Raw genomic sequence first — 21,755 nt, 5'->3', positions numbered from 1 at the left:
CGAGGTCTTTACCAACCGCGGCCGACCAGGCGCGCGGCGGTAACACTGTTTCCGTTGCGCTACAGTGTTGCTCATGAGCACGCTCTATCAAGACGCGCTACGCGCCGGCCAGGACGCCGTGCGCACCACGATCCTCGATTGCGCCATCAACCTGCTGGTCACGGACGGGCCCGCCGCATTGACCATGCGGCGGATCGCCACCGACATCGGCTCCTCGACCAAGGTCCTCTACACCATGTTCGGCGGCAAGGAAGGGCTGATCGATGCGCTGTACCGGGAGGGCTTCGCGCGGCTGCGCCGGGTTCAGGAACAAGTACCTCGTACGGAAGACCCGTTGACGCACCTTACCCATCTCGGGGCGGCCTATCGGGAGCACGCGCTCGCCGAACCGGCCTACTACCGGGTCATGTTCGAGCAGACCGTACCGGGCTTCCGGCCTAGCGCGGAGGCCCTCGCCATCGCCGAGACCGCCTTCGACACCTCGGCCGCCGCCGTGGCCGCCTGCATGGAGGCCGGGGTCTTCCAGCCGGGCGATGCCCGTGAGGTGTCAAAGATCTTCTGGGCGGCATCGCACGGCGCGGTGAGTTTGGAGATCGCCGGACATTTCACGCCGGAGGACGGTGGTCGGCGCTATGACGCGCTGATGGCGGCCGTGGCACGGGCGTTCAGCACCCAGCACGAGTCGAAGAACGAAGGGCAAGGAACATGACCACCACGCGCAACCGCTACCTGTCGGGGAATTTCGCCCCGGTCACCGAGGAAGTCACCGCCTACGACCTGCCCGTGACCGGGCGGATTCCGACCCATCTCAACGGCCGCTATCTCCGCAACGGCCCCAACCCACTGGGCATCGAGGACGCCGCCGCGCACATCTGGACCCTCGGCGCGGGCATGGTCCACGGGGTGCGCATACGGGACGGGCGCGCCGAGTGGTACCGCAACCGCTGGGTTCGTTCCGGCACGGTCGCCGACCACCTCGGCGAGCCGCGCCGCGGCACCCCGATCGACGAACAGTTGGACATCTCGCCGAACGTGCAGGTCGTGGGCTTCGCGGGCAGTACCTTCGCACTCATCGAGGGCGGCATCCGCCCCTACGAACTCACCTACGAGCTGGAGACGGTGGGGCCCTGCGCCTTAGGGGCGACCCCGGAGGGGTACAGCGCCAACGCCCACTCCCTCTTCGACCCGCGCACCCGCGAACTGCACTCGCTCGCCTTCCGCTACGGCTCCGACAACGTCCAGCACATCGTGATGAACGACTCCGGCACGGTGCGGCGGACCACCACCATCCCGGTCCCCGGTAACCCGTACATGCACGATTTCGCGCTGACCGACCACTACGTGCTGCTCTTCGACTCACCCGTGGTGTTCAGCCCCGCGCATCTGTCCACCGGGGTGCCGTTCACCTGGGATGACCGCCGTGGGGCGCGCGTGGGGGTACTGCCGCGCGAGGGTGGCGAGGTGCGCTGGTTCGGGCTCACACCGAGCCTGGTGGGGCACACCCTCAACGCGTACGAGAGGCCGCACGAGGACCTGCGCGGGTCGGGCACGGGCGGTTGTGACATCGTCGTCGACGTGATCCGGCATCCCGAAGGGTTCGACATCAGGGACGTCGGGTCCAGCCGGCCCACACTGGACCGGTGGACGATCGACCTGACGGCGGGGACGGTCCGGGAAGAACGCCTCGATGACCGGGTCCAGGAATTCCCCCGCCTCAACTCCCGCTATACGGGCCGACCTTACCGGTACGGCTACGCCGCAGCGGTCGAGCTCTACGCCCCGCCCACCGGCCCGGAAGACGACCGGCCGGACGAGGGGTTCAGCAATGCGCTGCTCAAACACGATCTGAGCAGGGGAACGACGGAAGCGCACGAGTTCGGGCGGGACGCGGCCGTGGGGGAGGGGGTGTTCGTCGCGGCGGAGTCGCCGGCGGCGGAGGATGACGGGTACGTCATGGCGTACGTCTTCAACCCGGAGCGGTCCGCATCCGACCTGGTGATCCTCCCGGCACAGGACTTCAGCGGCGAACCGATCGCCCGGATCCACCTGCCGGTGCGGGTGCCGTTGGGTCTGCACGGGAGCTGGGTTCCGGGGGAAGACCGGTGAACGGGGACCGTCGACCGGGCTGCCTGGCCTGGCCGTAGCGCCCGGAACGAGGGGTTGTAGGTCGTCTGGGAGCCGCTTGTAGTTGCCGGATGAGGCCGCGTCGTCGCCTGGGGCGGACCTGCCCGCGTACCCGCCCACGTACGTGACGGCGGCGACAAGGCTGCACCTGCTCAGCGGTCATGCTCAGTGCTCGGTGGTCAGGGGTGCAGGACGCTTCAGGGCGCTGCCTGCCCCGGCCCTGGGGGCCTAGACGAATGAGTCCGATGTTTGTGCTGGTCGCGACCACGGCGAAGGGCGCCAAGCAAGTGCCCACCTGGCACGACAACCTACGGCTGAGCGACTCCACCCCACTGCCCTGCGCCGCCTCCCGGGAAACAGTCAAACGCTCCGACCTGGCCGGCCACGCAGGCTATGGCTACTGCCGCAGCCATTCCCGCTACTTCTGGGGATTCCGGCTCTACCTGGTGACAACAGCCGAGGGCATGCCTGTCACATGGTGCCTGGCCCACCCAGGGCTCGGCGAACGAGAGGTGATGACCCCACTGCTGGAACGCGACCGCCACCTCGTCCATTCCGGCCAGGTGATCCTCGCGGACAAGGGCTTCGCCGCCGGGAGTTCGAGGCATTCCTCGCCGAGCGCCTGCGCGTCCATCTGGTGCGGCCGGGCCTGAGGAACGAGCCTGTACGAAACGGACGCCTGGCCCAAGTCCGCCAGTGGATCGAGGCCGTCTTCGACACCCTCAAAGGCCAGCTCAGCCTGGAACAACACGGGGCCGAACACCTGCTGGTGTCTTCGCTCGCCCCGCCCAACGCCTCCTGGCCCTCGCAGCCGGCATCTGGCACAACTGGACCACCAACGCCCCCGTCAAGCGATCACTGATCGCATACGACCACTGACGACATCGGACTCACTCATCCAGGGGCTGTCCGATGGGACGTTGGCGACTCACCGGACACCCCCTACGGCGAAGACCATTGGTCTCCTCCGTCCGCAACTCGCGTGCGACATCGGATCGTTCCTCAAGGACTGCATCCGCGACAAGCCCGTGAGGTGTCCGCACACCCCTGCTCGGCGCTCGGCGTCCGTTCGGCCGGGGCGGCGCAGCGGCAGGGGGCCGGCCCGTGAGGGCAGGCCCCCTGCGGTAGGAGTTCTTCGGGAGGCTCGCGGCCGGATGATCAGCCGTAGAGGACAACAACGGCGATTCCGTAGTTGCCGTAGCCGTAGCCGAATCCGTAGTCGTCGAAGCCGTAGTGGCTGTAGCCCCCATAACCGCCGTCGAAGCAGTCCGAGCCTCGGTTCCAGTCGTTGCAGCTCCAGGCGCTGGAAGGTGCGGCTGCCGGTGTGGCGGCGGGAGCTGCGCTTGCGGCGCCGGCCCCGGCCAGCACAAGGAAGGGCACTGCGCACAGCGCTGCGACGATGCGGTGCGTCCTGGTCTTCGCGCGCATGATCGTCCCCTCTCGGGGTTGATGCGTTGCCGATTTATCGGCGTATCAATATGGAGTTCTCCTGGCCTCACCGCTGTGCGCCGGGAACGCGCGAGGCCCTGGCGCACCGGGGCGACTTCGCAGGACTCCGACCTGCTTCGCTGACATAGTTGCAATCTCAATGCAACCTCAATCAGACGTCGCTTTCGAGCGTAGGCACGGCGCCCCGGGAAGGTCAAACATTGCTCTCCGCACAGGCCTGGCCACGGTGCGGGGCCGCCCGGCGGGCCGCCCAGGACACGCCCCAAGGACTGCCCGGCGGGTAAAGGCTGCCCGGCGGGTATCGACTGTCCGGTGGATATGGACGGAGCCAGAGCCGGGGGCGGCAACGGCGACGGTGCCGTGAAATGTGTAGGCACGCTTGTCGAAGCGGGTCGCTATCGCTCGGAAGGTCTTGAGCAGGCTGATTGTCCGCTCGGCTTCGTTCCTGCGAGCGTTTCGCGGCTGGCCGAACCCGGCCGGTGGGCCGCCCTGATCCCACGCCGCTGGCGGTGGGCCCGCTGATCCCTGCGCTCGGGAACCGTGTGTCGGATCTGGCGTCGTTGCAGATGTTGCCGGTTGCGGCGGGAGCTGTACGCCTTGTTATCGCACAGGTGGTCCGGTCGGGTCCGTGGGTGCTCTCCGGCCGGGCGGGGTGGCCGGATGCGGTCCAGAACCGGGATCAGCTGCGGTGCTCGCCTGCCCTTCCGGTGCTCGCCCGGTATTTTCGATCGATGCAGGCTTCGTCGATTGTCCAGGCTCGATTCCCTGGTGGGGCGACCGAGCCGTCCGATTCCATTTCCCACCCGCTGACCGACCCGGCGCCGGCCTCAGTGGAATTTCCGCACCGGGAATCGAGGGCAACGCGGCATTTCGAAAGCGGGCGGGTGAGCGTCTGGGACTGCCCCCGAACGCGCAGATGGCCGTGCGAAGATCCAGGGACCGTGCACGGCCACCATGGAGGACGAGAATGTTCGCGATATCGCTGGGTGAAGGGGCTGAGCTGCGCCCACTGGAGCCCTGGCAGGCCGAGGAATTCCTCGCCCACATGGACCGCGGCCGCGAATACATAGGCCAGCACGTCGGGCTCCCCGACGTCGCAGCCGACCTCGACTCCGCGCGGAGCTGGCTCCAGTCGTACGCCGACAAGACCGCTGCCGACACCGGCCGGCTCTACGGCATCTGGCTCGACGGACTCCTCGTCGGCGGCGTCCTCTTCAGGGTCTTCGACGCAGCTGCGGGCAACTGCGAGGCCGGCTGTTGGCTGGAACCGGCCGCTGCCGGACGCGGTCTGGTGACCCGCGCGGCATGCGTCATCATCGACTGGGCGGTCCAGGAACGCGGAATGCACCGTGTGGAGTGGCTGGTGTCCTCCGAGAACACTTCGAGCATCAATGTGGCCAAGCGGCTCGGCATGCGCTGCGACGGGGTCCTGCGCGAGAACTCCCCCTACCGGGGCGTACGGCAGAACACCGAGGTCTGGTCGGTGCTCGCACCCGAGTGGCGTTCCGCGCACAGCACCCGTTAGGGGGACTCTCGCATTCGCCCCTTGGTGATGTGACCGGGAAGGTTCGCCGGTTCGGCGGTCACGCTGCGGTGAGGAGGGGGCGTCCGCCTCGGGTGGATGCCAGGGGCGGGCGTCGCGCTCGTGCCGCGTCTGGTGCAGCCGCTGCACCGGCCCGCCCTGGTACTCCGCGCTCCCGAAGGGGAACCGCTTACCCGCCATGTCTTTGCGGCAGTGCAGGCGGTCGCCGAGAATGACCTTGTGCTGACCGCTGTCCTGGAACGGCTGACCGCGGCAGGCAGGCAGGCAGGCAGGCAGGCAGGCGGGCGGAGGCGGGGCGGATGCCCAACGCGCGGCGACCTTGAATGCGTGATCACCGAGCAAGCCGGCCACACCCGCCCTGGTCCTCGCGCAATCTCGGTGCCGACGGCGACGTGCTGACCGTGGACGTGGACGAGACCGGTTTCCTGATCCTCAGCAGCGGATCACAACGGATACCGAGGCGTTCGAGCACGCAGGTCGGGGCGTCGGCGACCCACTCGCCGACCGCCAGCAGTGAGGTGGCTCCGGTCAGTACGGCACACGCGCTCAGCGCGAGCACGGCGGCCAGGGCGTGGCGCACTCCGCGCGGGTCACGCGGGTCGGGCACTTCAGCCAGCCGCTCAGCAGCCCCGGGATCTCCTCGGGGCGGGGTTCGGGCTGCTCGCGGAGTTGGTCAAGAGCAGCCGGGATCGGGGATGATGCGTCGGCAGGCACGGTCTTCCACTCGGATCACAGGGCGTCGAGAACTCCATGATCTTCGAAGCCCGTGCGCGGGCTGGCCCCAGCTCCGGTGACGCGCAGCGCGCACCTGCGCGAGCTGCCCGGCCTCCCTCGACGAACAGCGCTGTGGGCAGGTCGGACAACGCCTGGATCCGCACCTAACCGAGTGCCGGAGGGTGCTCGGCTGGACGGCGTCCCCAGGCCGAGATCAGCGGCGCGAGTGTCAGGTCGAGTTTGCCCGCGTGGATGGCGGCCAGGTGCGCGTCGATCTCGGCGTCGTCGGCCAGGCCGGCCGCGAGCAGCTCGCCGCGCACGTGCCGGATGGTCGCCGCCTCCAGCCGGTCGCAGGCCAGCCCGCCGACCGGGAAAGAGCCCGCCGCGGCGACATCTACCAAGCCGGCCTCACGCAATGCCCGCGGCAGTGTCCGGCCGTAGCGCAGGTCCGCGCCGCGGCGCGTCAGCAGCTCCCGGACCGCGTCGCGCAGCCGGTTGGCCCGCCGCTGCGCAGGGCCGCTGTCGTCCAGGCATGCCAGTGGCTGCAGAGCGGTATCGGCGTCCTCGACCAGCAGCCAGCCGCCGGGCCGTAGCGCTGCCGCCATCGTGGCCAACGCGCGAGCCCGGTCGGGTACATGGACCAGCACGAGCCGGGCGTGCACCAGATCGAACGTCCCCGGCTCCGGGGGCGGATCAGCGGCGACGTCGTGCTGGCGCACCTCGTACCCGTCGCCTGCCTTCAGCCACGACGGGGCGATGTCCGTGGCCAGCACGTGCCCGGTCGGACCGACGGCCGCCGCGAGCGCCTCCGGGATTCTGGGGCCACCGGCCCCCACTTCCCAGCAGCGCGAGCCAGCCCTGACCCCCAGTCGATCGAAGTGCCCGCGCGTCACACCGTCGAACAGCTCGGCCAGCCAAACGAATCGCTCGCCCGCCTCGGCGCGCGCGTTGTCCAGCAGGTACCCGCGGGCGGGAGCGGACTCTCCACCGAGCGCGGTAGTCCCGCCTATCGGATCTGGTCGGCCACCAACGTGCGGCGGGCGGGGCGAGGAGGTCATGACTACATGGTCAACCTTCCCGGGCCACCAGCGCCACGACGACGGGAGAGGGATGTCTCACACAGCCAGCGAACCCCGCACGTCCTACAGCACGGTTCTGCACCGTGACGCGCCGGAAGGAGTACATGTATTCGGCCCCCACAGCCAGCGCACCAGGCGCGGGACAGCGCGCTGACCGGACTGTCGGCTATGGCGGGTTCGACCTCGTACCGGACGCCTTCGATCACGACGTAAAGTCGGGGCCAGCGGATCCAGCAGATGCACGTCCCCGTTCGTGACGGGTGGTACCTCTTCTCCAGTTCGGGATCCGGGGCTGAGACCACACACCGACACTGTCTTACTCCCAGGGCTTCCCACCCGACAGACCGTCATGAACCGGACACCATCCGACTACGCCGAAGCCCTGCTGCGGTAGTACGCCAGCAGCCATAAGCATGAGCGTCAGACATCAGCATCAGCGATCAGCCATCAGAAACCAGCCCCGGCCCGGAGCGCGTCAGTTGCATCCGCACCGCCGCCCCGGCCTAGACCCAGCCGGCCCCCTGGGATATTCGTATCGCATCCACCCGGTTCCGGGCTCCGGTTTTTCGATTGATTGCCGCCATGTAATTGCGCACCGTACCGCTGCTCAGATGCAGTTCGCGGGCGATCTCGGGGACGGAGGCACCTTCCGCGGCGAGCGACAGCACGCTCAACTCACGTGGGGTGAGCGGCATGTCGGCGGCCTCGAGAAAATCCGGTGTGAGCGAATGGTCGACATAGCGCTTGCCGGCCGCCACCAGATTTATGGCGTGCAGCAGCCGGGCGGGAGGCGCGTCCTTGTCCACAAACCCCCGCGCCTTGGCGGCGATGGCGCGCCGAAGGGTGCCGGGCCGACAGGCGCTGGCCAAAACCAGCAGCGCGCATCCCGGGCCGCCCGGATGGTCCGGTGCCGGTACCGGACCCGCGCAGTCCCCGTCCACGACGCACACCTGCGGTCGGAAGGCACGAGCGCGGTCCGGGGCGCTTCCCCAGCAGGCGGCGACAGCGTCGATTCCTTCCTCGTCGCGCAACAGCGCGGTGAGCGCCGAGCGCAGCAGCCGCGTCTCGTGAACAACCAAGACCCGGATCACGTTCGCCCCCTCATGTCTACAACAGCACTGTCAGCCCCCGTTGTCGCACCAGTCCCTTCGGGAACAACCGGCGGTGCGGCGACAGCTACCCTTCTGAGCCACTGCCACAGCACACGGTTTCGGCCCCGAACGGTGCCCGCTGAATTGTCACGGCTGCTATTCCTGCCAGATGGTGTTTTGCGGGATGTGACTGGAAACAGCGTGAGCATGCACGCCTGCTGCTGCGCTCATTTGCTGCGGGGATGGCGGAACTCCACAATCTGCAACGGCGGACTGTAACCGGTGGTACACCCGCTTGCGAGTGCGAAGACGAAGTGGATCACGCCCGCCTTGGGCATCGCCCGGAGTGCGGCGGCATCGTAGGAACTTCACACACCAGCGGGCCGGTTTCCGGAAAGAGGGCTGCGCGACCACCAGGGAATTCCCGCCATCTCGGCGATCGGCTGCTGAGTGGGCCGCTTCCGCTCCTGTTACGGATGTGATCTGAGTGTCAGGTGGTTGCTGTGGGGGCAGGGAGCATCGCGGCGCGATATCGACATGCCCCTGTCTCCACCGGCGACGATCGCCGACACGGTCCGACTCGGCGGTCCGCAACTCGGTAGCCCCGCCGGCCACGGCAATGGGACGTGTCGATCGGGGCGTTGGCGGTGCTGGCCTGGTGCCTGAAACAGCTGTGAAACCGCGGTGAAACTCGCGGTGGCAGGCTCGGTGAGGTCGTGGCCTGCGGGCCTTTTGCACCACTGGGAGTCACCATGCATCGGCACGCGCAGGAACACGAGACGGCCGTTGATGGCGTACCGCCGTTGGGGCGTCTGCACGAGGTCGGAGGGCGGCGGCTGATGGTTCACCGCTCGGGCAGCGGCGGCCCGACCGTGGTGTTCGCGGCCGGGGCCACGCCGTCGGCCTGGATTACCTGAACCTGCACAACCGGGTCTCCGAGTTCACCACGTCCGTGCTCTACGACCGTGCTGGAACGGGTTGGAGCGACGAGATAGAGCTGCCCCGTACCGCCACCGAGGACGCCGACGAGCTCAGGAGTCTGCTGCGGGCGGTCGGTGTGCCCGTTCCGTATCTGCTGGTTGGCCACTCGCTGGGTGGCGCCTACGTACGCCGCTTCGCGCAGCTGTTCCCGGACGAGGTGGCCGGCTTGCTGCTGTTGGAGCCCTCCCACGAGGACTGGGACGCCTACCTGCCGGAGCAGCTGCAGCCGCGGAAGCGCAGGGGTGTCGGGGCAACCGTGGCCCAGAGGTCGCGGCGATGGCGCTGGCGGCGAGATTGCCGAAGGACTGGACGGTGGCGAGCATCCCGAAGGCCGAACCGCGCAAGTCCTTGGGGGGTCTTGCGGATCGCGTAGATGATCGCGGCGGCGGCCAGCAGGCCCGGGATGACGGAAAAGCCGACGATGCGCGCCGCGCAATGGCGATGCTGCTCATCGCCTGCCGCCGGGTCACCGCCGTCGTCTTCGACAAGACGGTCACCCTCACCTTCGGGCGGCCGCTGGTCGCGAGCGTGGTTTCGCTGAGCGCCGGCTACACCGCCGACGAGGTGCTGAGCCTGGCCGCCTCCGGCGAGCTGCACGCCCGTCACCCGCTGGCTCAGGCCATTGCTGGTCTCCGTCCGGCCGGGTGACTTGGCTTGGGGCCCTCGAACGAGGGCCGGGCCGGTAACCGCCGTCCCTCAGCCCAGCCCAGGGATACCGGAGATCAACAGATCGATGAGTTTGATGCCGATGAACGGGGCTACCAGGCCGCCGAGTCCGTAGCGGGTGAGGTTGCGGCGCAGCAGGTCGTGGGCGGAGGAGGGGGTGTAGCGCACGCCGCGCAGGGCGAGCGGGATCAGCGCGATGATGATGAGCGCGTTGAAGATGATGGCGGAGGTGATCGCTGAAGTCGGACTGTGCAGCCCCATGATGTTCAGCGCCGCCAGGCCGGGGTAGGCCCCGGCGAACATGGCCGGGATGATCGCGAAGTACTTGGCGACGTCGTTGGTGATCGAGAAGGTGGTCAACGCGCCCCGGGTGATCAGGAGTTGCTTGCCGATCTCGACGATCTCGATGAGCTTGGTCGGGTTGGAGTCCAGGTCCACCATGTTCCCGGCCTCCTTGGCGGCCGAGGTTCCGGTGTTCATGGCCACGCCCACGTCCGCCTGCGCCAGCGCGGGGGCGTCGTTCGTGCCGTCACCGGTCATCGCGACGAGTTTGCCGCCCTCCTGTTCCTGTGCGATCAGGGCGAGTTTGTCCTCGGGGGTGGCCTCGGCGAGATAGTCGTCCACGCCCGCCTCCCGGGCGATGGCCTTGGCCGTCAGTGCGTTGTCGCCGGTGATCATCACCGTACGGATGCCCATCCGCCGCAGTTCGGCGAAGCGTTCGCGGATGCCGTCCTTGACGACGTCCTTGAGGTGGATGACGCCCAGGACCCGCGCCGTGTACCGGTCGTGCACCGCCACCAGCAGCGGGGTCCCGCCGGACGCGGCGATCGAGTCGGTGAACAGCCTTGCTTCGGCGGGCACTTGGCCGCCGCGCAGGGCAACCCAGTCGATGACCTGGGCGGCCGCACCCTTGCGGATGGCGTAGCCCGCACCCCCGGACCAGCGCAGATTGACGCCGCTCATCCGGGTCTGCGCGCTGAACTCCACGTATTCGGTGTGTTGCAGTTCCCCCTCGGCCGGCTCACGCAGCCCGTACTTCTCCTTGGCGAGGATGACGATCGAGCGGCCCTCCGGGGTCTCGTCGGCCAGGGAGGAGAGCTGGGCGGTGTCCGCGAGCTGGAGTTCGTCGATGCCGGACATCGGGACGAAGGCGACTGCCTCGCGGTTGCCGAGGGTGATGGTGCCGGTCTTGTCGAGCAGCAGGGTGTTGATGTCGCCGGCCGCCTCGACCGCGCGGCCCGACATGGCCAGGACATTGCGCTGGACGAGGCGGTCCATGCCGGCGATGCCGATCGCGGAGAGCAGTGCGCCGATCGTCGTGGGGATGAGCGTGACGAGCAGGGCGACCAGCACCGTCGTCGACTGGGCCGCGCCGGCGTAGGAGGCCATCGGCTGCACGGTGACCACGACCAGGATGAAGACGATGGTGAGCGCGGCGAGCAGGATGTGCAGCGCGATCTCATTGGGAGTGCGCTGCCGGGTCGCGCCCTCGACCAGGGCGATCATCCGGTCCAGGAAGGACTGGCCGGGGCGGGAGTTGACCCGTACGACGAGGCGGTCGGACAGCACCGTCGTGCCGCCGGTGACGCCCGAGCGGTCGCCACCCGACTCGCGGATGACCGGTGCCGATTCGCCGGTGACCGCTGACTCGTCGACCGCGGCGACACCGTCGACCACGTCTCCGTCGGCCGGGATCACCTCGCCCGCCCCGACCAGCACGAAGTCGAACGGCTGCAGATCGGCGGCCGCGACGGACTCGGTCTCGGCGTCGCGGAGGTCGATGCCGACCCGCCAGTTGTTGCGCAGCCGCCGGGCGACGATGTCGGTACGCGCCTTGCGCAACGAATCGGCCTGCGCCTTGCCGCGGCCCTCGGCGACCGCCTCCGCAAGGTTGGCGAAGATCACCGTCAGCCAGAGCCAGCCGCTGATCACCCACGCGAAGACGGACGGGCTGAGCAGCGCGGAGAGCGTGGTGAGGACGGAGCCGCAGGCCACCACGAACAGCACGGGATTGCCGGCCAGCGCCCGTGGATGCAGCTTGCGCAGCGCCTCGGGGAAGGACGTCAGCAGCGCCCTTGGGTCGAACAGCCCGCCGGGCTCGCGACGTCGTCGCCGTCGGCCCCCGTGCGACGGACCGTCCTGGGCAGGCGTGGTTGCCGTCGGGTCCGTCGAGGTCGTCGGCGCCGTCGGAGCATGGGGCGGGGCGGGATACATGGGGAAACCTTCTGGGAGACCGGCCCCCTACCGGGCCGGGAGGTCTGATGGCTTGGTGCCAGGTCGTGGCCAGGTCGTGGTGTGGTGGCCGGGCGTTCGATGGGCGAACCGGGCTGATCGGGAACCGCCAGGGGCAGGCGGGCTCGTTCTCCGGCAGCCGCGGCCGAATCTACGGCTCAGCGGTCGGGCAGATGCCCCACTGCACAGCGGATTTGCGGCTCTCTTACGGGCGGCCCGGCCCCCGCGTCACGAAGGCGTCAACAGCGCCGTCAAGGGCGTCAACAGCGCATCAATGCAGGCCCAACGCGGGCGCGCCGGACGCAGAATCGTGAGTACGGGTGCAGGCGACCGGCCGTGCTGTGCCCAGGGCGGGCGAGTGGTCACCGCCGCCGGAACAGTGCGCAGTACCGAAGCGGGGCCTGGCCGCCGCCGAGTCACGACACGGAAGCGTCGCGAGCCGTGCCGCCCTGCCCCTCGCCCTGCGCCTGCCGAGCCAGGGGGTGGCGCATGACCGGATACGGATACCCGCCGCGGGACCGGATCGCGTTGCTCGACGGCAGATTCCTGCTCGACCCCTGTCCGGGCCCCGTGCCCTCGCTGCCCGCGCGCCGCGTCGCGGTGACCCTGGCCGGCCAAGCGGGCGCGGCACTCGACACGGCCGGGCCGATGGCGAAGGACGGCTGACACCCCCGCCGCGAAGCAACCGCGCCCCACACAGACACCGTGAGCCCGCGACCCAACCCATGCGCACACAGACATACCTGCGTGCGTACGCGCATACGCAATCTTGACGCCGAACTCGTGTGCGAGACGAAGCCGAACGCCCCCACCCCGGCACTCTTGACGGTGTGACATCAACTCTCCACCTTCGTACGGGACTTGGGCAGCGCTCCCAGCACATGGTGATCTGCGGCGACGACGGGCTCGCACACCGGCTCGCGGTGACCTTGGACGCCGTGTGCGGCGAGGCCGTCACCGTCGTGCTGCCCTCCCGGCGCGAGGGACACGCGCCGGAGATCGCCGCCCTGCACCGTGATCCGCACTCGCCGATCGAACTGCTGGTGGCCATGCGCCCGGACGAACAGACGCTGCGCGCCGCCAGGGTGGAGCGGGCCGCCGCGCTCGCCCTCACCTACCGCGACGACCAGGTCAATATGACCGCCGCGCTGCTGGCCCGCAGCCTCAACCCGTCCATACGCCTGGTCATCCGGATGTTCCACCGCGAGCGCGGCCGCCACCTCGAACGCCTCCTGGACCGGGCCGTGGCGGCGCTCGGCCGCAGCGACGACGCCTCGTTGGACATGTCCACCACCGTGCTGTCCGACACCGATACCGCGGTCCCCGAGCTGGTGGCCGCCGCGGCGGTCGGTCAGGGACACACCCTCCAGGTCGAGGGCCAGGTCTTCCGCGGCGTCGTCCGCCCCGCCCGCACACCGCCCCAGCCCGCCGACCTGGCGACGCTGGCCGTACTGTCCGGCGCCCATCAGGACGACCCGGCGAGCGAGGACAGCGCCGAGACCCCCGGCGAGGAGGGCACCCAGCTGCTGCCCGACACGGTCACCTCGTACCACCGGCAGTTCACCCACGGCCGGCTGATGCTGGAGGAGGTCACTCACCACCACGCGCCCGACGCCCCCGCGCATCGCCGCCGAGGCTCCGGGGCCTGGCTGCGGGACCGGCTGGCGCATCTGCCGTGGAAGGTGTTCCTCTCCCGCGAGGTCATCGCCGTCTTCGGGGCGCTGGCCGCGATCGTGGTGGCGCTGGCCGCCGCGACCGCGCTCGTCGAGCCCGGTCCACTGTGGAAGTCCGTCTACCTGCCGCTGCTGGACATCTTCACGATGGGCGACCCGGCGACGAACGAGTCCCCCGCCCGCCGGGTTCTCCAGCTCATCGCCGGATTCGTCGGCCTGGCCGTTCTGCCGCTCGTCGTGGCCGCGACCGTGAACGCCACCGAGGCACTCCGCGCCGCCTCGGTGGGCCAGCCGCCCGCCGCCGACCTGGCCGACCACATCGTGCTGGTCGGCCTCGGCAAGGTCGGCACCCGGGTACTGGCCCAACTGTGCACCACCGAGCACCGGGTGGTCGTTGTGGAACGCGATCCGCACGCCCGTGGCGTCGCCCTCCCGCGAGCTGGGTGTGCCCCTGCTGCTGGAGGACGCCTCCGCCCCCGGTGTCCTGGACCGGGCCCGTATCCGCCAGAGCAAGTCACTGCTGGTGCTCACCCGCGACGACGGTGAGAACCTCGACATCGTGATGGCCGCCCGGGAGGCGAACCCACAGGTACGCGTGGTGATGCGGCTCTACGACGACGACTTCGCCGCCACCGTCTCCCGCACCCTGCGCGCCTCCTATCCCGACGCCACCACCCGCAGCCGCAGCGTCTCGGCGCTGGCCGCGCCGTCCTTCGCGGCCGCCATGATGGGTCGTCATGTCCTGGGCGTCATGCCCGTCGAACGCGGCTCCCTCCTCTTCACCACCGTCGATGTCGCCGGCCACCCGGAGCTGGAAGGCCGCTCCATCCACCAGGCCTTCCGCCAGCACCAATGGCGCGTCCTGGCCGTAGGCGCCGTGGCCCCGCCACCGTCCTCCACCTCGACCGACACACTCGGCGGCCTCCACCTCGACCGCCCCGGCTTCGACTGGCGCCCACCACACGGCCGGATCCTGCATGCGGGCGACCGCGTGGTCCTGGCGTCGACCCGGCGCGGCCTGGACTTCCTGCTGACGGGGGTGCAGCCTCATCCGACGCAACCGGGTACCTGAGGGGCCGCGACGCAACGGAACGCTCCGCACATCGCCTGCCCGTGGGCTGAGCCAAAGGCCTTTTTCGGCCACGCCAAAGCCATCCCCCGCGTTGACGTGCCCTTACGCTCGCCCGCGTGGCCAAAATCGTGGATGCAGTCAAGCGGATACTGATCGGCCGGGCGCTGCCCAGTGAAGGGCTCCACGAGACCCTGCTGCCCAAACGGCTGGCACTGCCGATCTTCGCCTCCGACCCGCTGTCGTCCGTCGCGTACGCCACGCAGGAAATCCTGCTGGTACTGACGCTGGCCGGCCTGACCTATCTGCATCTGGCCACCTGGGCGGCGGTCGCAGTGGTGTGCCTGCTGGCCGTGGTGGTGCTGTCCTACCGTCAGGTCGTGTACGCCTACCCGTCGGGCGGCGGCTCGTACGAGGTCGTCTCCACCAACCTCGGACCGTCGGCGGGACTGGTGGTCGCCGCGTCCCTGCTGGTCGACTACGTGATGACGGTCGCGGTCTCGGTGGCGTCCGGTGTGGACAACATCATCTCCGCGTTTCCGTCGATCAACGAGTACCGGACGGTGATGGCGGTCGCGTTCGTCGCGCTGCTCGCGACGGTGAACCTGCGCGGTATGCGCGAATCGGGGCGCGCATTCGCGGCTCCCACCTATCTGTTCATCGCCGGGGTGCTCATCATGTCCACCACGGGGCTGTTCCGCTGGATCGTCGGCGACGCTCCGGTGGCCGAATCCGCCGCGTACGGCATCGAGCCGGCCCCCGGGGACGCCCACCTGGCCGGTCTTGCCCTCTTGATGCTGGGGCTGCGCGCGTTCTCCAGCGGCTGTACCGCGCTGACGGGCGTCGAGGCCATCTCCAACGGCGTCCCGGCCTTCCGCAAACCCAAGTCGAAGAACGCCGCGACCACGATGAGCGCGATGGGCCTGATCGCGATCCTGATGTTCTCCGGCATCACCGCCCTCGCGCTGATCGCGAACGTCCACATCACCGACGACACCTGCCGCCTCACCGGCTTCACCGGCAACTGCGAGACCACACCCCAGCGCACCGTCATCGCCCAGCTCGCCGCCGCGATCTTCGGCGGCCCCCAGAGCGTCGGGTTCTTCTACATCCAGGCCGCCACCGCCCTGGTCCTCGTCCTCGCCGCCAACACCGCCTTCAACGGCTTCCCTCTCCTGGCGTCCATCCTGGCCCAGCACCGCTACCTGCCGCGCCAGCTGCACACCCGCGGCGACCGACTGGCCTTCTCCAACGGCATCGTCGCCCTCGCCGTGGTCGCCGGCGCCCTGCTGTGGGCGTTCCACGCCTCCGTCACCAACCTCATCCACCTCTACATCCTCGGCGTCTTCACCTCCTTCACGCTCTCCCAAACCGGCATGGTCCGGCACTGGAACCGCGTCCTGCGTGCCGAGCCGGATCCGGCCCGGCGCCGGCACCACCACATCGCCCGCGTCATCAACGCCTTGGGCGCCGTGGTCACCGGCCTGGTGCTGGTCATCGTGCTGCTGACGAAGTTCACCCAGGGCGCTTATCTCGCGGTGATCGCGGCCGTCGTCCTGTGGCTGATGATGCGTGGCATCCGACGCCACTACGACCTCACCGCGGCCGAACTCACCGTCGCCGACCCGCGGGCCGAGATCGTGCTGCCCTCCCGCATCCATGCCATCGTCCTGGTCTCCAAGATCCACAAACCCACGCTGCGGGCTCTGGCGTATGCCCGCGCCACCCACCCCGACGTCCTGGAAGCCCTCACCGTCGCCGTCGACCGCGACGAGGTCCAGGACCTGAAAACGCAGTGGGATGCGGCCGGCTTCGAGACGCCGTTGAAGACGCTGGCCTCCCCTTACCGTGAGGTCACCCGCCCGGTCCTCGAGTACGTACGCTCCATCGGCCGCACCAGCCCCCGCGACGTGATCAGCGTCTTCATCCCCGAATACGTCGTCGGGCGCTGGTGGGAGAACCTCCTGCACAACCAGTCCGCCCTCTGGCTCAAGAGCCGATTGCTCTTCGCCCCGGGCGTCATGGTCACCAGCGTCCCCTGGCAACTCAGCTCCTCGGAACGCAGACCCCCGCGCCCCAGCGTCCGCGCCCCGGGTTCCGTCCGCCGCGGCGAGCCCGCCCTGACACCCTTGACGACGAAGGACGGCCGTGGACCGGGATCGGACTCGCCGCCCCCGGGACCTGAACGGCGATGAGGGACCTGAACGCCGACGAGGGCGGCGCCCCGGCCGAGCCCTGGCGGACGTTGTCCGATACCTGACGTCACACCGGCGTCTCCCTGACGTCCTACCAGCGTGAGAGCGTGAAACGTCGACGAAGGAGCAAGGCGTATGAGCGGTATCTACCGGGACCGATGGATCGAGTGCACGTCCGACTCCGTCCGGATTCGCGCCTATTACTTCCCCTGGGGGACCAAGACGATCCCGTACCGCTCACTACGCTCGGTCCGCTCCGTGGAGATGGGCCTCTTCAGCGGGCAGGCGCGCATCTGGGGGACCGCGAACCCGCGCTACTGGGCGAGCTTGGACCCGGGACGTCCCTCGAAGAAGGTCGGACTGATCCTCGACCTCGGACGGTTCGTCCACCCGTTCATCACCCCGGACGACCCCGAAGCCGTGAAAGCCGTCATCCGGGAGCGTGCGAATCTCGGCCCAACGGGCGACGACAGCACCCGAGGCCCCGCCCTCTGAGCTGCTGAGCGCCTCGGCCGGCCCGACGCCGGCTGGCCCGACGCCGGCTGGCCCGACGCCGGCTGGCCCGACGCCGGCTGGCCCGGGTCGCGACGGCATCGCGACCCGGGCCAGGGCATGACGAAACGGAGGTGCTGTGCGGGGTCAGCTGTTGAGGCTGGTGTGGTTCCACCAGGCCTGGCGGCCGACCGTGAAGTCGATCGTCGTGCTGGTCCCGTTGATCTTGCCCTGGTACTGCTGCCCCTTCTTCAGCGGGCTCTCGATCAGCTTGTCGTGGGCGTCCTGGATCGAGTCGATGATGAGGGTCGGGACCTTCTTCAGCGTCGCCGCGTCGATGGCCTGCTTGGTGGTGATGGTGATGGCCTCGTCCCAGTTCGGGCGTGCCGCGATCTGGTGTGCGATGTGGATCTCGTCGCCCTCACCGAAGATCAGGTAGGTGAGGTACTCGGGGTAGGGCAGATTTCCGAGCTTGCGGAAGGAGATGACGTCTTCCTTCTTGCACTCCACCGTGGTCTCGGCCGTCGTCATCTGCTCGAACTTCCGCTCGCCGTTCGGCTGAACGATGACCCGCTCCAGATGGACCCTGAACTCCTTGCCGTGCTGCAGCTCCGGGAGCTCGAAGTGGTGCGGACAGCGCAGCGAGTAGAAGACCCGCTCGTTCTCGTGCTGCGCCCGATCCTTCAGGTACATCTCACGCAGTTCACCGTTGTCCTTGATGGTGAAGGTGAACACCGCCTGGTAGTTGTGGCCGGACTGCTCGTTGAACAGCGCCAGGTGGTAGAAGAACAGCTTCTTCTTGCCCATCACCAGGAAGCGGTGGATGTGCTCGTGTCCGTCGGCGTGGGCGGATTCGCGGGTGGTCATGGTGAGGTCCTGCCTTTCGATGGGTGGGGGTTCGGGTGGGTGTGCCGCTGGCGCCGGGCCCAGAACGGGCGGTCGGCCCAGCGGGTCTCCCGGGCGTGCACGGCACGGTGGCCGTGCTGGTAGGTGGTGCGGGCCGTGGCGACCTTCGCCGCGTAGTCGGCCAGGGCCGTCCGGTCGCCGCGCAACCGCGCGTCGACCGCCTGGCCCGCGCTCAGCCCGGTGTAGAGGGCGGTGAGGATGCCCTGGGAGCTGAGCGGGTCGAAAGCGGCCGCCGCGTCTCCGGCGGCCGTCCAGCCGTTGCCGTGCACCCGGTCCAGATGTGCGCTGTGCGCGGGGGCGCGACGGGGCGGCGGCAGGATGGTGAGCCCGTGTGGGCGGGCCCGGCGGGATACGTGCCGGGTGGCCAGCAGTCCGTCGCGGAACCGCTCGGCGCCGCGTCCGGTGGCGACGGGCAGGTCGGGGTCGGTGAAGTAGGCGACCAGGCGCTGCCGGGAGGGCAGCAGGGCGGTGTACCACCAGCCGTCCTGGTCGGACTCGACCAGTGAACGGCCGTCGGTGGTGCTCTGCGGGGCCGGGTCAAGGACGAGATGGAGGGCGGTCAGCCGGTCGCCCGTGCGCCGCCGGGCGCCGGAGCGGACGGCGATCGCGGCGCCCCGCCCAGTGGCGTCCACCACCCAGCGGCAGCGGACCGTACGCTCCCCGCCACCGGAGCGGTCGCGGAGAACCAGCCGCCAGCTGCCGTCCCGTTGCCGTGAAGGGCGCCGTACGGCCGTGCGCTCGGCGACCTCGGCACCCGCCGCGCGGGCGGCGGCGCGCAGCCGCCGGTCGAAGAGCGGACGGTCGAGGTGCCAGCCGTGGCCGTACGGGTCGTTGATGAAGTCCACGGCGTGCAGTTCGGACGAGCCCCAGGCGGACAGGTTGCCGTGGCAGGGCAGATGCCCGGTGCCCAGGACCGGCCGGTCGACGCCGAGGTCGGCCAGGAGCAGCCGCCCCATGGACACCAGTGCCTCGCCGGCCTTGGGCGGGCCGGTGCCGGCGTCGGCCAGCAGGACCGTACGCCCGGCCCGTACGAGGGCGAGCGCGGCGGCGCAGCCGGCCGGGCCACCACCCGCGACCACGACGTCGTAGGGGGCCGCGGGGCTCACTGGGTGCCGTGGAGGGGGTCGAGCTTCTCCAGGTATCCGGCGGCGATCGCCGCCTCGTCCCGGCCGGTCGCTTCCTTGATCTCCTGTACTGCCTGCTGCACGAGATCTGCCTCGACAGACTCGGCCGGGATGCTCCCGGTCCAGGTGCCGGCCGCGGCGGCCAGTTGGGGTACTCCCGCCTCGGGTACGTGGATGTTGATGAGGTTGGCGTCGTCGGGGGCCGGTGGGTATCCGGGGTCGGACTCCACCTGGATGTACTTCGGGAACTTCCCGTCGCCCACGGTGTATTCGTGTGTCTCGACGATGCCGAACTTGTACCAGTCGTCGATCATCTGCCGGCGCTGCATATTGAAGTCCGTACCGTTGAGGCCGCGCAGCCACACCGCCCGGTTCTCGAAGGCCTTCTCCCTGGCACTGTCGTCGGAGCCGCCGGTCGGCTTGGTGTTGACGGTGGTGAAGTCCGCTTTCTTGAGCACGTGGTTGGGCATCTGGGCGGGCCAGAAGGTCGGCAGATAAGGGCTGTAGCGGGGGCCGAGCCCGGCGCGTACCTCATATCCGGAGCGGCAGCTCGCCGTGTCGCACTGCCAGGGGGCGGCCATCCAGCGGGTGAGGTCGCCCGGCCCCTGCGCGAACAGCGGGCCGTTCTTGCCCAGGGCGTCCTGGAGGCTGAGGACATCGCCGTAGTCGCGTTCCGGGTTCTCCGGCGTGCGGTGCAGGATGCGGAAGGGCTCGGAGTACATGGTCTTGTGCCGCATCGGCCAGGTGACCTCGCAGCCCGGGTGGAACGCGTCGGCGGCGCAGTTCTCCAGCGCGGCCCGGTCCAGCAGGCCCGGCTGTTCGGCGGGGGGTGCCTGGTCCACGTTCGGGTGGCCGGTGCGGGGCGGGCCGGAGGTGAAGTGGCCGTCGGCCCACAGGGCCAGCATCCGGTCCTGGGTGGCGGAGAGCGTGATGTGCTGCCGCACGGAGTTGGGCCTGCTGGACATGGCGTCGCCGTAGAGCCACGGCCAGGGCACCGGGGACATCCCGTCCCGCGCGTAGTCGCGCATCTGGACGTAGACCTGCCGGCGGAGTTCGCGGCTGGCCTTGCCCGGGTCGGCGAGCCGCTTGCGCATGGCCGGGTCGCGGAAGTGGTGCGGGCCGTTCCAGCCGAACTGGGTGGCAAAGCCGTGGTTGACCCACTGCAGGTCGCAGAACCGGGTCAGCAGCGGTTCGATGTGGTCCGGGTACGAGACCGTCGGCTCGACGGGCAGCGTCTGCTCGGTGACGAACACATCGTGGAGCAGGTCGTAGAGGGTACGGACGGTCTTCACGCCGGGTGCGTAGTGCGGCGGGCCGACCACGACCCAGGCCGGGCTCGCGGTCTTCGTGGCGCCCCCGATGGTGACCTCCGCCGTGACCGGGCCGTCGGAGACGTCGTCGTACCAGGTGTCATTGTTGGCCACGCCGGAGATCGGCTTCTCGGGTCTGGCGAAGGAGGCCGATTTACCGACGCCGCCGACGACCAGCAGACGGCCGTCGTTCTGGGTGGATGCCGAGCCCAGGGGGACCGGCAGGTCCATGATCTTCCCGGCGAAGGTGGCGGTCTCGTGCTTGGAGGCGTGGATGGTCTGGATGCCGGGGTCGTTGACGAGTTTCTTCCGCGCCGCATCCTTGATGTCGAGGTTCCGTCGGTGCCGCTGGTCGTCCTGCAGGCCGGCGGCCTCGGGGATGTCGAGCGGAATATGGAACTGGTACCAGGCGGCCTTCTTGTTGGCCAGGTGCACCGACCACTTGATCTCGGTAACGCCCTCTTCGCCCAGCTTGAGTTCCCTGACGACCTGGCCCGCCTTGTTGTAGCCGTAGACCCGGAAACGGGCGGCCTGCCGGATGACCTTCCCCGAGCTGTCCTTGTACGAGCCGGGCGGCAACGGCGGCTCGTCCGGAGACTCCGGTCCGATGAAAGGCTCATTGCCGCTGTTGCCGACCCGGGCGATGCCTATGGCGGGGTGGATCTTCACCTGTGCGATCTGCTTGTCCATCGAGGAGCCTTTCACTGGGCAGGTGTGGATGCCCCCGAAGGCCTCAAATGTAGGATCATCACAGTTCACGTTGCGAAGTCCGCGCGTCACAACGGGTGAATGAATTCACCCGTTTGGGCTGATCTGCACCCGGATCCGTTCCCTAACTGTTCACGGGGCGTGATGACGGAGACGGATGGTGGCTTGGTGGAGGGGGCGGTTCGGGCCTCAAGTCTCGACGGCGCGACGGTGATGAGTCCCTTGGCGCCTACGGACCGGAAGCAGCCGGCATCAACGGCTCGATCCGGCTGAACATTGCCTCGGTGATCGCTAACGGGACAGATGTACCCGATCGACCGCTCAGAGCGTCAATCTGCGCATTCCGGAGGCATGCTCCAGCCGCCGGAAACGAGGCCGGCGTTTTCGGAGCGAAGGCGC

The 21,755-nt window shown here is 69.2% G+C and carries 19 protein-coding genes and 2 pseudogenes; 12 read left to right on the top strand and 9 right to left on the bottom strand.

Translation table 11 applies throughout. The features are described from left to right. Window positions 1-73 precede the first annotated feature (73 nt). From KI385_RS00865 to KI385_RS00855, 3 genes and pseudogenes are all read left to right on the top strand, one after another. Complete coding sequence (locus KI385_RS00865; protein ID WP_238570326.1) at window positions 74-709, top strand: TetR/AcrR family transcriptional regulator; 636 nt, start codon at window positions 74-76, stop codon at window positions 707-709. After that, entirely contained in the window at window positions 706-2,106 is a 1,401-nt protein-coding gene (locus tag KI385_RS00860) for a carotenoid oxygenase family protein (RefSeq protein ID WP_238570325.1), read from the top strand. The genes KI385_RS00865 and KI385_RS00860 overlap by 4 nt, the downstream gene beginning before the upstream one ends. A 248-nt stretch (window positions 2,107-2,354) precedes the next feature. Beyond that, window positions 2,355-3,003 (top strand): annotated as a pseudogene (locus KI385_RS00855) (transposase); the annotation flags it as partial. A 279-nt stretch (window positions 3,004-3,282) separates the two neighbouring features. Here KI385_RS00855 and KI385_RS00850 read toward each other — a convergent pair. Both KI385_RS00850 and KI385_RS00845 read right to left on the bottom strand, forming a co-directional pair. Further along, window positions 3,283-3,552, bottom strand: coding sequence for a hypothetical protein (locus tag KI385_RS00850; RefSeq protein WP_238570324.1), 270 nt, complete (start codon window positions 3,550-3,552; stop codon window positions 3,283-3,285). A gap of 340 nt (window positions 3,553-3,892) precedes the next feature. Beyond that, window positions 3,893-4,265 (bottom strand): annotated as a pseudogene (locus KI385_RS00845) (transposase family protein); the annotation flags it as partial. A gap of 275 nt (window positions 4,266-4,540) precedes the next feature. Here KI385_RS00845 and KI385_RS00840 point away from each other — a divergent pair. After that, a complete protein-coding gene (locus tag KI385_RS00840) occupies window positions 4,541-5,098 on the top strand; it encodes a GNAT family N-acetyltransferase (RefSeq protein ID WP_238570323.1) in 558 nt (185 codons plus the stop codon). A gap of 349 nt (window positions 5,099-5,447) precedes the next feature. Here the strand turns inward: KI385_RS00840 and KI385_RS00835 are convergent, their stop codons facing one another. From KI385_RS00835 to KI385_RS00825, 3 genes are all read right to left on the bottom strand, one after another. Next, on the bottom strand, window positions 5,448-5,723 hold the full coding sequence (locus KI385_RS00835; protein WP_238570322.1) for a transposase family protein: 276 nt from the start codon (window positions 5,721-5,723) through the stop codon (window positions 5,448-5,450). Window positions 5,724-5,994: 271 nt separating this feature from the next. Beyond that, window positions 5,995-6,888 carry a methyltransferase domain-containing protein gene (locus KI385_RS00830; protein ID WP_238570321.1) on the bottom strand — a complete coding sequence of 298 codons (894 nt, stop codon included), beginning with the start codon at window positions 6,886-6,888 and terminating at the stop codon, window positions 5,995-5,997. A gap of 524 nt (window positions 6,889-7,412) precedes the next feature. Then, window positions 7,413-8,000 carry a response regulator transcription factor gene (locus KI385_RS00825; protein WP_238570320.1) on the bottom strand — a complete coding sequence of 196 codons (588 nt, stop codon included), beginning with the start codon at window positions 7,998-8,000 and terminating at the stop codon, window positions 7,413-7,415. A gap of 752 nt (window positions 8,001-8,752) precedes the next feature. Between KI385_RS00825 and KI385_RS00820 the strand changes: the two genes are divergently transcribed. The 3 genes from KI385_RS00820 to KI385_RS00810 are packed head-to-tail and all read left to right on the top strand — an operon-like array spanning window position 8,753 to window position 9,629. Beyond that, complete coding sequence (locus KI385_RS00820; RefSeq protein ID WP_238570319.1) at window positions 8,753-8,917, top strand: hypothetical protein; 165 nt, start codon at window positions 8,753-8,755, stop codon at window positions 8,915-8,917. A 35-nt stretch (window positions 8,918-8,952) separates the two neighbouring features. Then, a complete protein-coding gene (locus KI385_RS00815; RefSeq protein WP_238570318.1) occupies window positions 8,953-9,354 on the top strand; it encodes an alpha/beta fold hydrolase in 402 nt (133 codons plus the stop codon). Continuing rightward, on the top strand, window positions 9,258-9,629 hold the full coding sequence (locus KI385_RS00810) for a hypothetical protein (protein ID WP_238578084.1): 372 nt from the start codon (window positions 9,258-9,260) through the stop codon (window positions 9,627-9,629). Before KI385_RS00815 ends, KI385_RS00810 begins: the two co-directional genes overlap by 97 nt. A gap of 48 nt (window positions 9,630-9,677) precedes the next feature. On the opposite strand, the gene kdpB is transcribed toward KI385_RS00810, so the two are convergent. Further along, a complete protein-coding gene (gene kdpB / locus KI385_RS00805; RefSeq protein WP_238570317.1) occupies window positions 9,678-11,861 on the bottom strand; it encodes a potassium-transporting ATPase subunit KdpB in 2,184 nt (727 codons plus the stop codon). Window positions 11,862-12,368: 507 nt separating this feature from the next. On the opposite strand from kdpB, the gene KI385_RS00800 reads away from it, so the two are divergent. The 5 genes from KI385_RS00800 (at window position 12,369) to KI385_RS00780 (ending at window position 17,311) form a co-directional block, all read left to right on the top strand. Beyond that, window positions 12,369-12,545: a hypothetical protein gene (locus KI385_RS00800; RefSeq protein ID WP_238570316.1), complete on the top strand. Its 177-nt coding sequence runs from the start codon at window positions 12,369-12,371 to the stop codon at window positions 12,543-12,545. Window positions 12,546-12,709: 164 nt separating this feature from the next. Continuing rightward, window positions 12,710-14,098 carry an NAD-binding protein gene (locus tag KI385_RS00795; protein WP_238570315.1) on the top strand — a complete coding sequence of 463 codons (1,389 nt, stop codon included), beginning with the start codon at window positions 12,710-12,712 and terminating at the stop codon, window positions 14,096-14,098. Next, window positions 13,998-14,624, top strand: coding sequence for an NAD-binding protein (locus KI385_RS00790; RefSeq protein WP_238570314.1), 627 nt, complete (start codon window positions 13,998-14,000; stop codon window positions 14,622-14,624). The genes KI385_RS00795 and KI385_RS00790 overlap by 101 nt, the downstream gene beginning before the upstream one ends. A gap of 116 nt (window positions 14,625-14,740) precedes the next feature. After that, the gene (locus tag KI385_RS00785) at window positions 14,741-16,816 is read left to right on the top strand and encodes an APC family permease (protein WP_238570313.1); all 2,076 of its coding nucleotides are present in this window, start codon (window positions 14,741-14,743) and stop codon (window positions 16,814-16,816) included. Window positions 16,817-16,951: 135 nt separating this feature from the next. Continuing rightward, entirely contained in the window at window positions 16,952-17,311 is a 360-nt protein-coding gene (locus KI385_RS00780; protein WP_238570312.1) for a PH domain-containing protein, read from the top strand. 144 nt (window positions 17,312-17,455) lie between these two features. On the opposite strand, the gene KI385_RS00775 is transcribed toward KI385_RS00780, so the two are convergent. The 3 genes from KI385_RS00775 to KI385_RS00765 are packed head-to-tail and all read right to left on the bottom strand — an operon-like array spanning window position 17,456 to window position 21,338. Further along, the gene (locus tag KI385_RS00775; RefSeq protein WP_238570311.1) at window positions 17,456-18,175 is read right to left on the bottom strand and encodes a hypothetical protein; all 720 of its coding nucleotides are present in this window, start codon (window positions 18,173-18,175) and stop codon (window positions 17,456-17,458) included. Beyond that, window positions 18,172-19,320, bottom strand: coding sequence for an NAD(P)/FAD-dependent oxidoreductase (locus tag KI385_RS00770; protein ID WP_238570310.1), 1,149 nt, complete (start codon window positions 19,318-19,320; stop codon window positions 18,172-18,174). The genes KI385_RS00775 and KI385_RS00770 overlap by 4 nt, the downstream gene beginning before the upstream one ends. Next, window positions 19,317-21,338, bottom strand: coding sequence for a LodA/GoxA family CTQ-dependent oxidase (locus tag KI385_RS00765; RefSeq protein ID WP_238570309.1), 2,022 nt, complete (start codon window positions 21,336-21,338; stop codon window positions 19,317-19,319). Before KI385_RS00765 ends, KI385_RS00770 begins: the two co-directional genes overlap by 4 nt. Between the last annotated feature and the right edge of the window lie 417 nt (window positions 21,339-21,755).

It is taken from the genome of Streptomyces inhibens (genome assembly GCF_022221585.1).
GTDB lineage: Bacteria > Actinomycetota > Actinomycetes > Streptomycetales > Streptomycetaceae > Streptomyces > Streptomyces inhibens.
This window is presented reverse-complemented; position numbering and strand designations above follow the sequence as displayed.

What these genes read in the sequence shown, in the direction of transcription:
- KI385_RS00865 (WP_238570326.1), top strand. Translation starts at nt 74, where the DNA reads ATGAGCACGCTCTATCAAGACGCGCTACGCGCCGGCCAGGACGCCGTG.
- KI385_RS00860 (WP_238570325.1), top strand. Translation starts at nt 706, where the DNA reads ATGACCACCACGCGCAACCGCTACCTGTCGGGGAATTTCGCCCCGGTC.
- KI385_RS00850 (WP_238570324.1), bottom strand. Translation starts at nt 3,552, where the DNA reads ATGCGCGCGAAGACCAGGACGCACCGCATCGTCGCAGCGCTGTGCGCA.
- KI385_RS00840 (WP_238570323.1), top strand. Translation starts at nt 4,541, where the DNA reads ATGTTCGCGATATCGCTGGGTGAAGGGGCTGAGCTGCGCCCACTGGAG.
- KI385_RS00830 (WP_238570321.1), bottom strand. Translation starts at nt 6,888, where the DNA reads ATGACCTCCTCGCCCCGCCCGCCGCACGTTGGTGGCCGACCAGATCCG.
- KI385_RS00820 (WP_238570319.1), top strand. Translation starts at nt 8,753, where the DNA reads ATGCATCGGCACGCGCAGGAACACGAGACGGCCGTTGATGGCGTACCG.
- KI385_RS00810 (WP_238578084.1), top strand. Translation starts at nt 9,258, where the DNA reads ATGGCGCTGGCGGCGAGATTGCCGAAGGACTGGACGGTGGCGAGCATC.
- kdpB (WP_238570317.1), bottom strand. Translation starts at nt 11,861, where the DNA reads ATGTATCCCGCCCCGCCCCATGCTCCGACGGCGCCGACGACCTCGACG.
- KI385_RS00800 (WP_238570316.1), top strand. Translation starts at nt 12,369, where the DNA reads ATGACCGGATACGGATACCCGCCGCGGGACCGGATCGCGTTGCTCGAC.
- KI385_RS00780 (WP_238570312.1), top strand. Translation starts at nt 16,952, where the DNA reads ATGAGCGGTATCTACCGGGACCGATGGATCGAGTGCACGTCCGACTCC.
- KI385_RS00775 (WP_238570311.1), bottom strand. Translation starts at nt 18,175, where the DNA reads ATGACCACCCGCGAATCCGCCCACGCCGACGGACACGAGCACATCCAC.
- KI385_RS00765 (WP_238570309.1), bottom strand. Translation starts at nt 21,338, where the DNA reads ATGGACAAGCAGATCGCACAGGTGAAGATCCACCCCGCCATAGGCATC.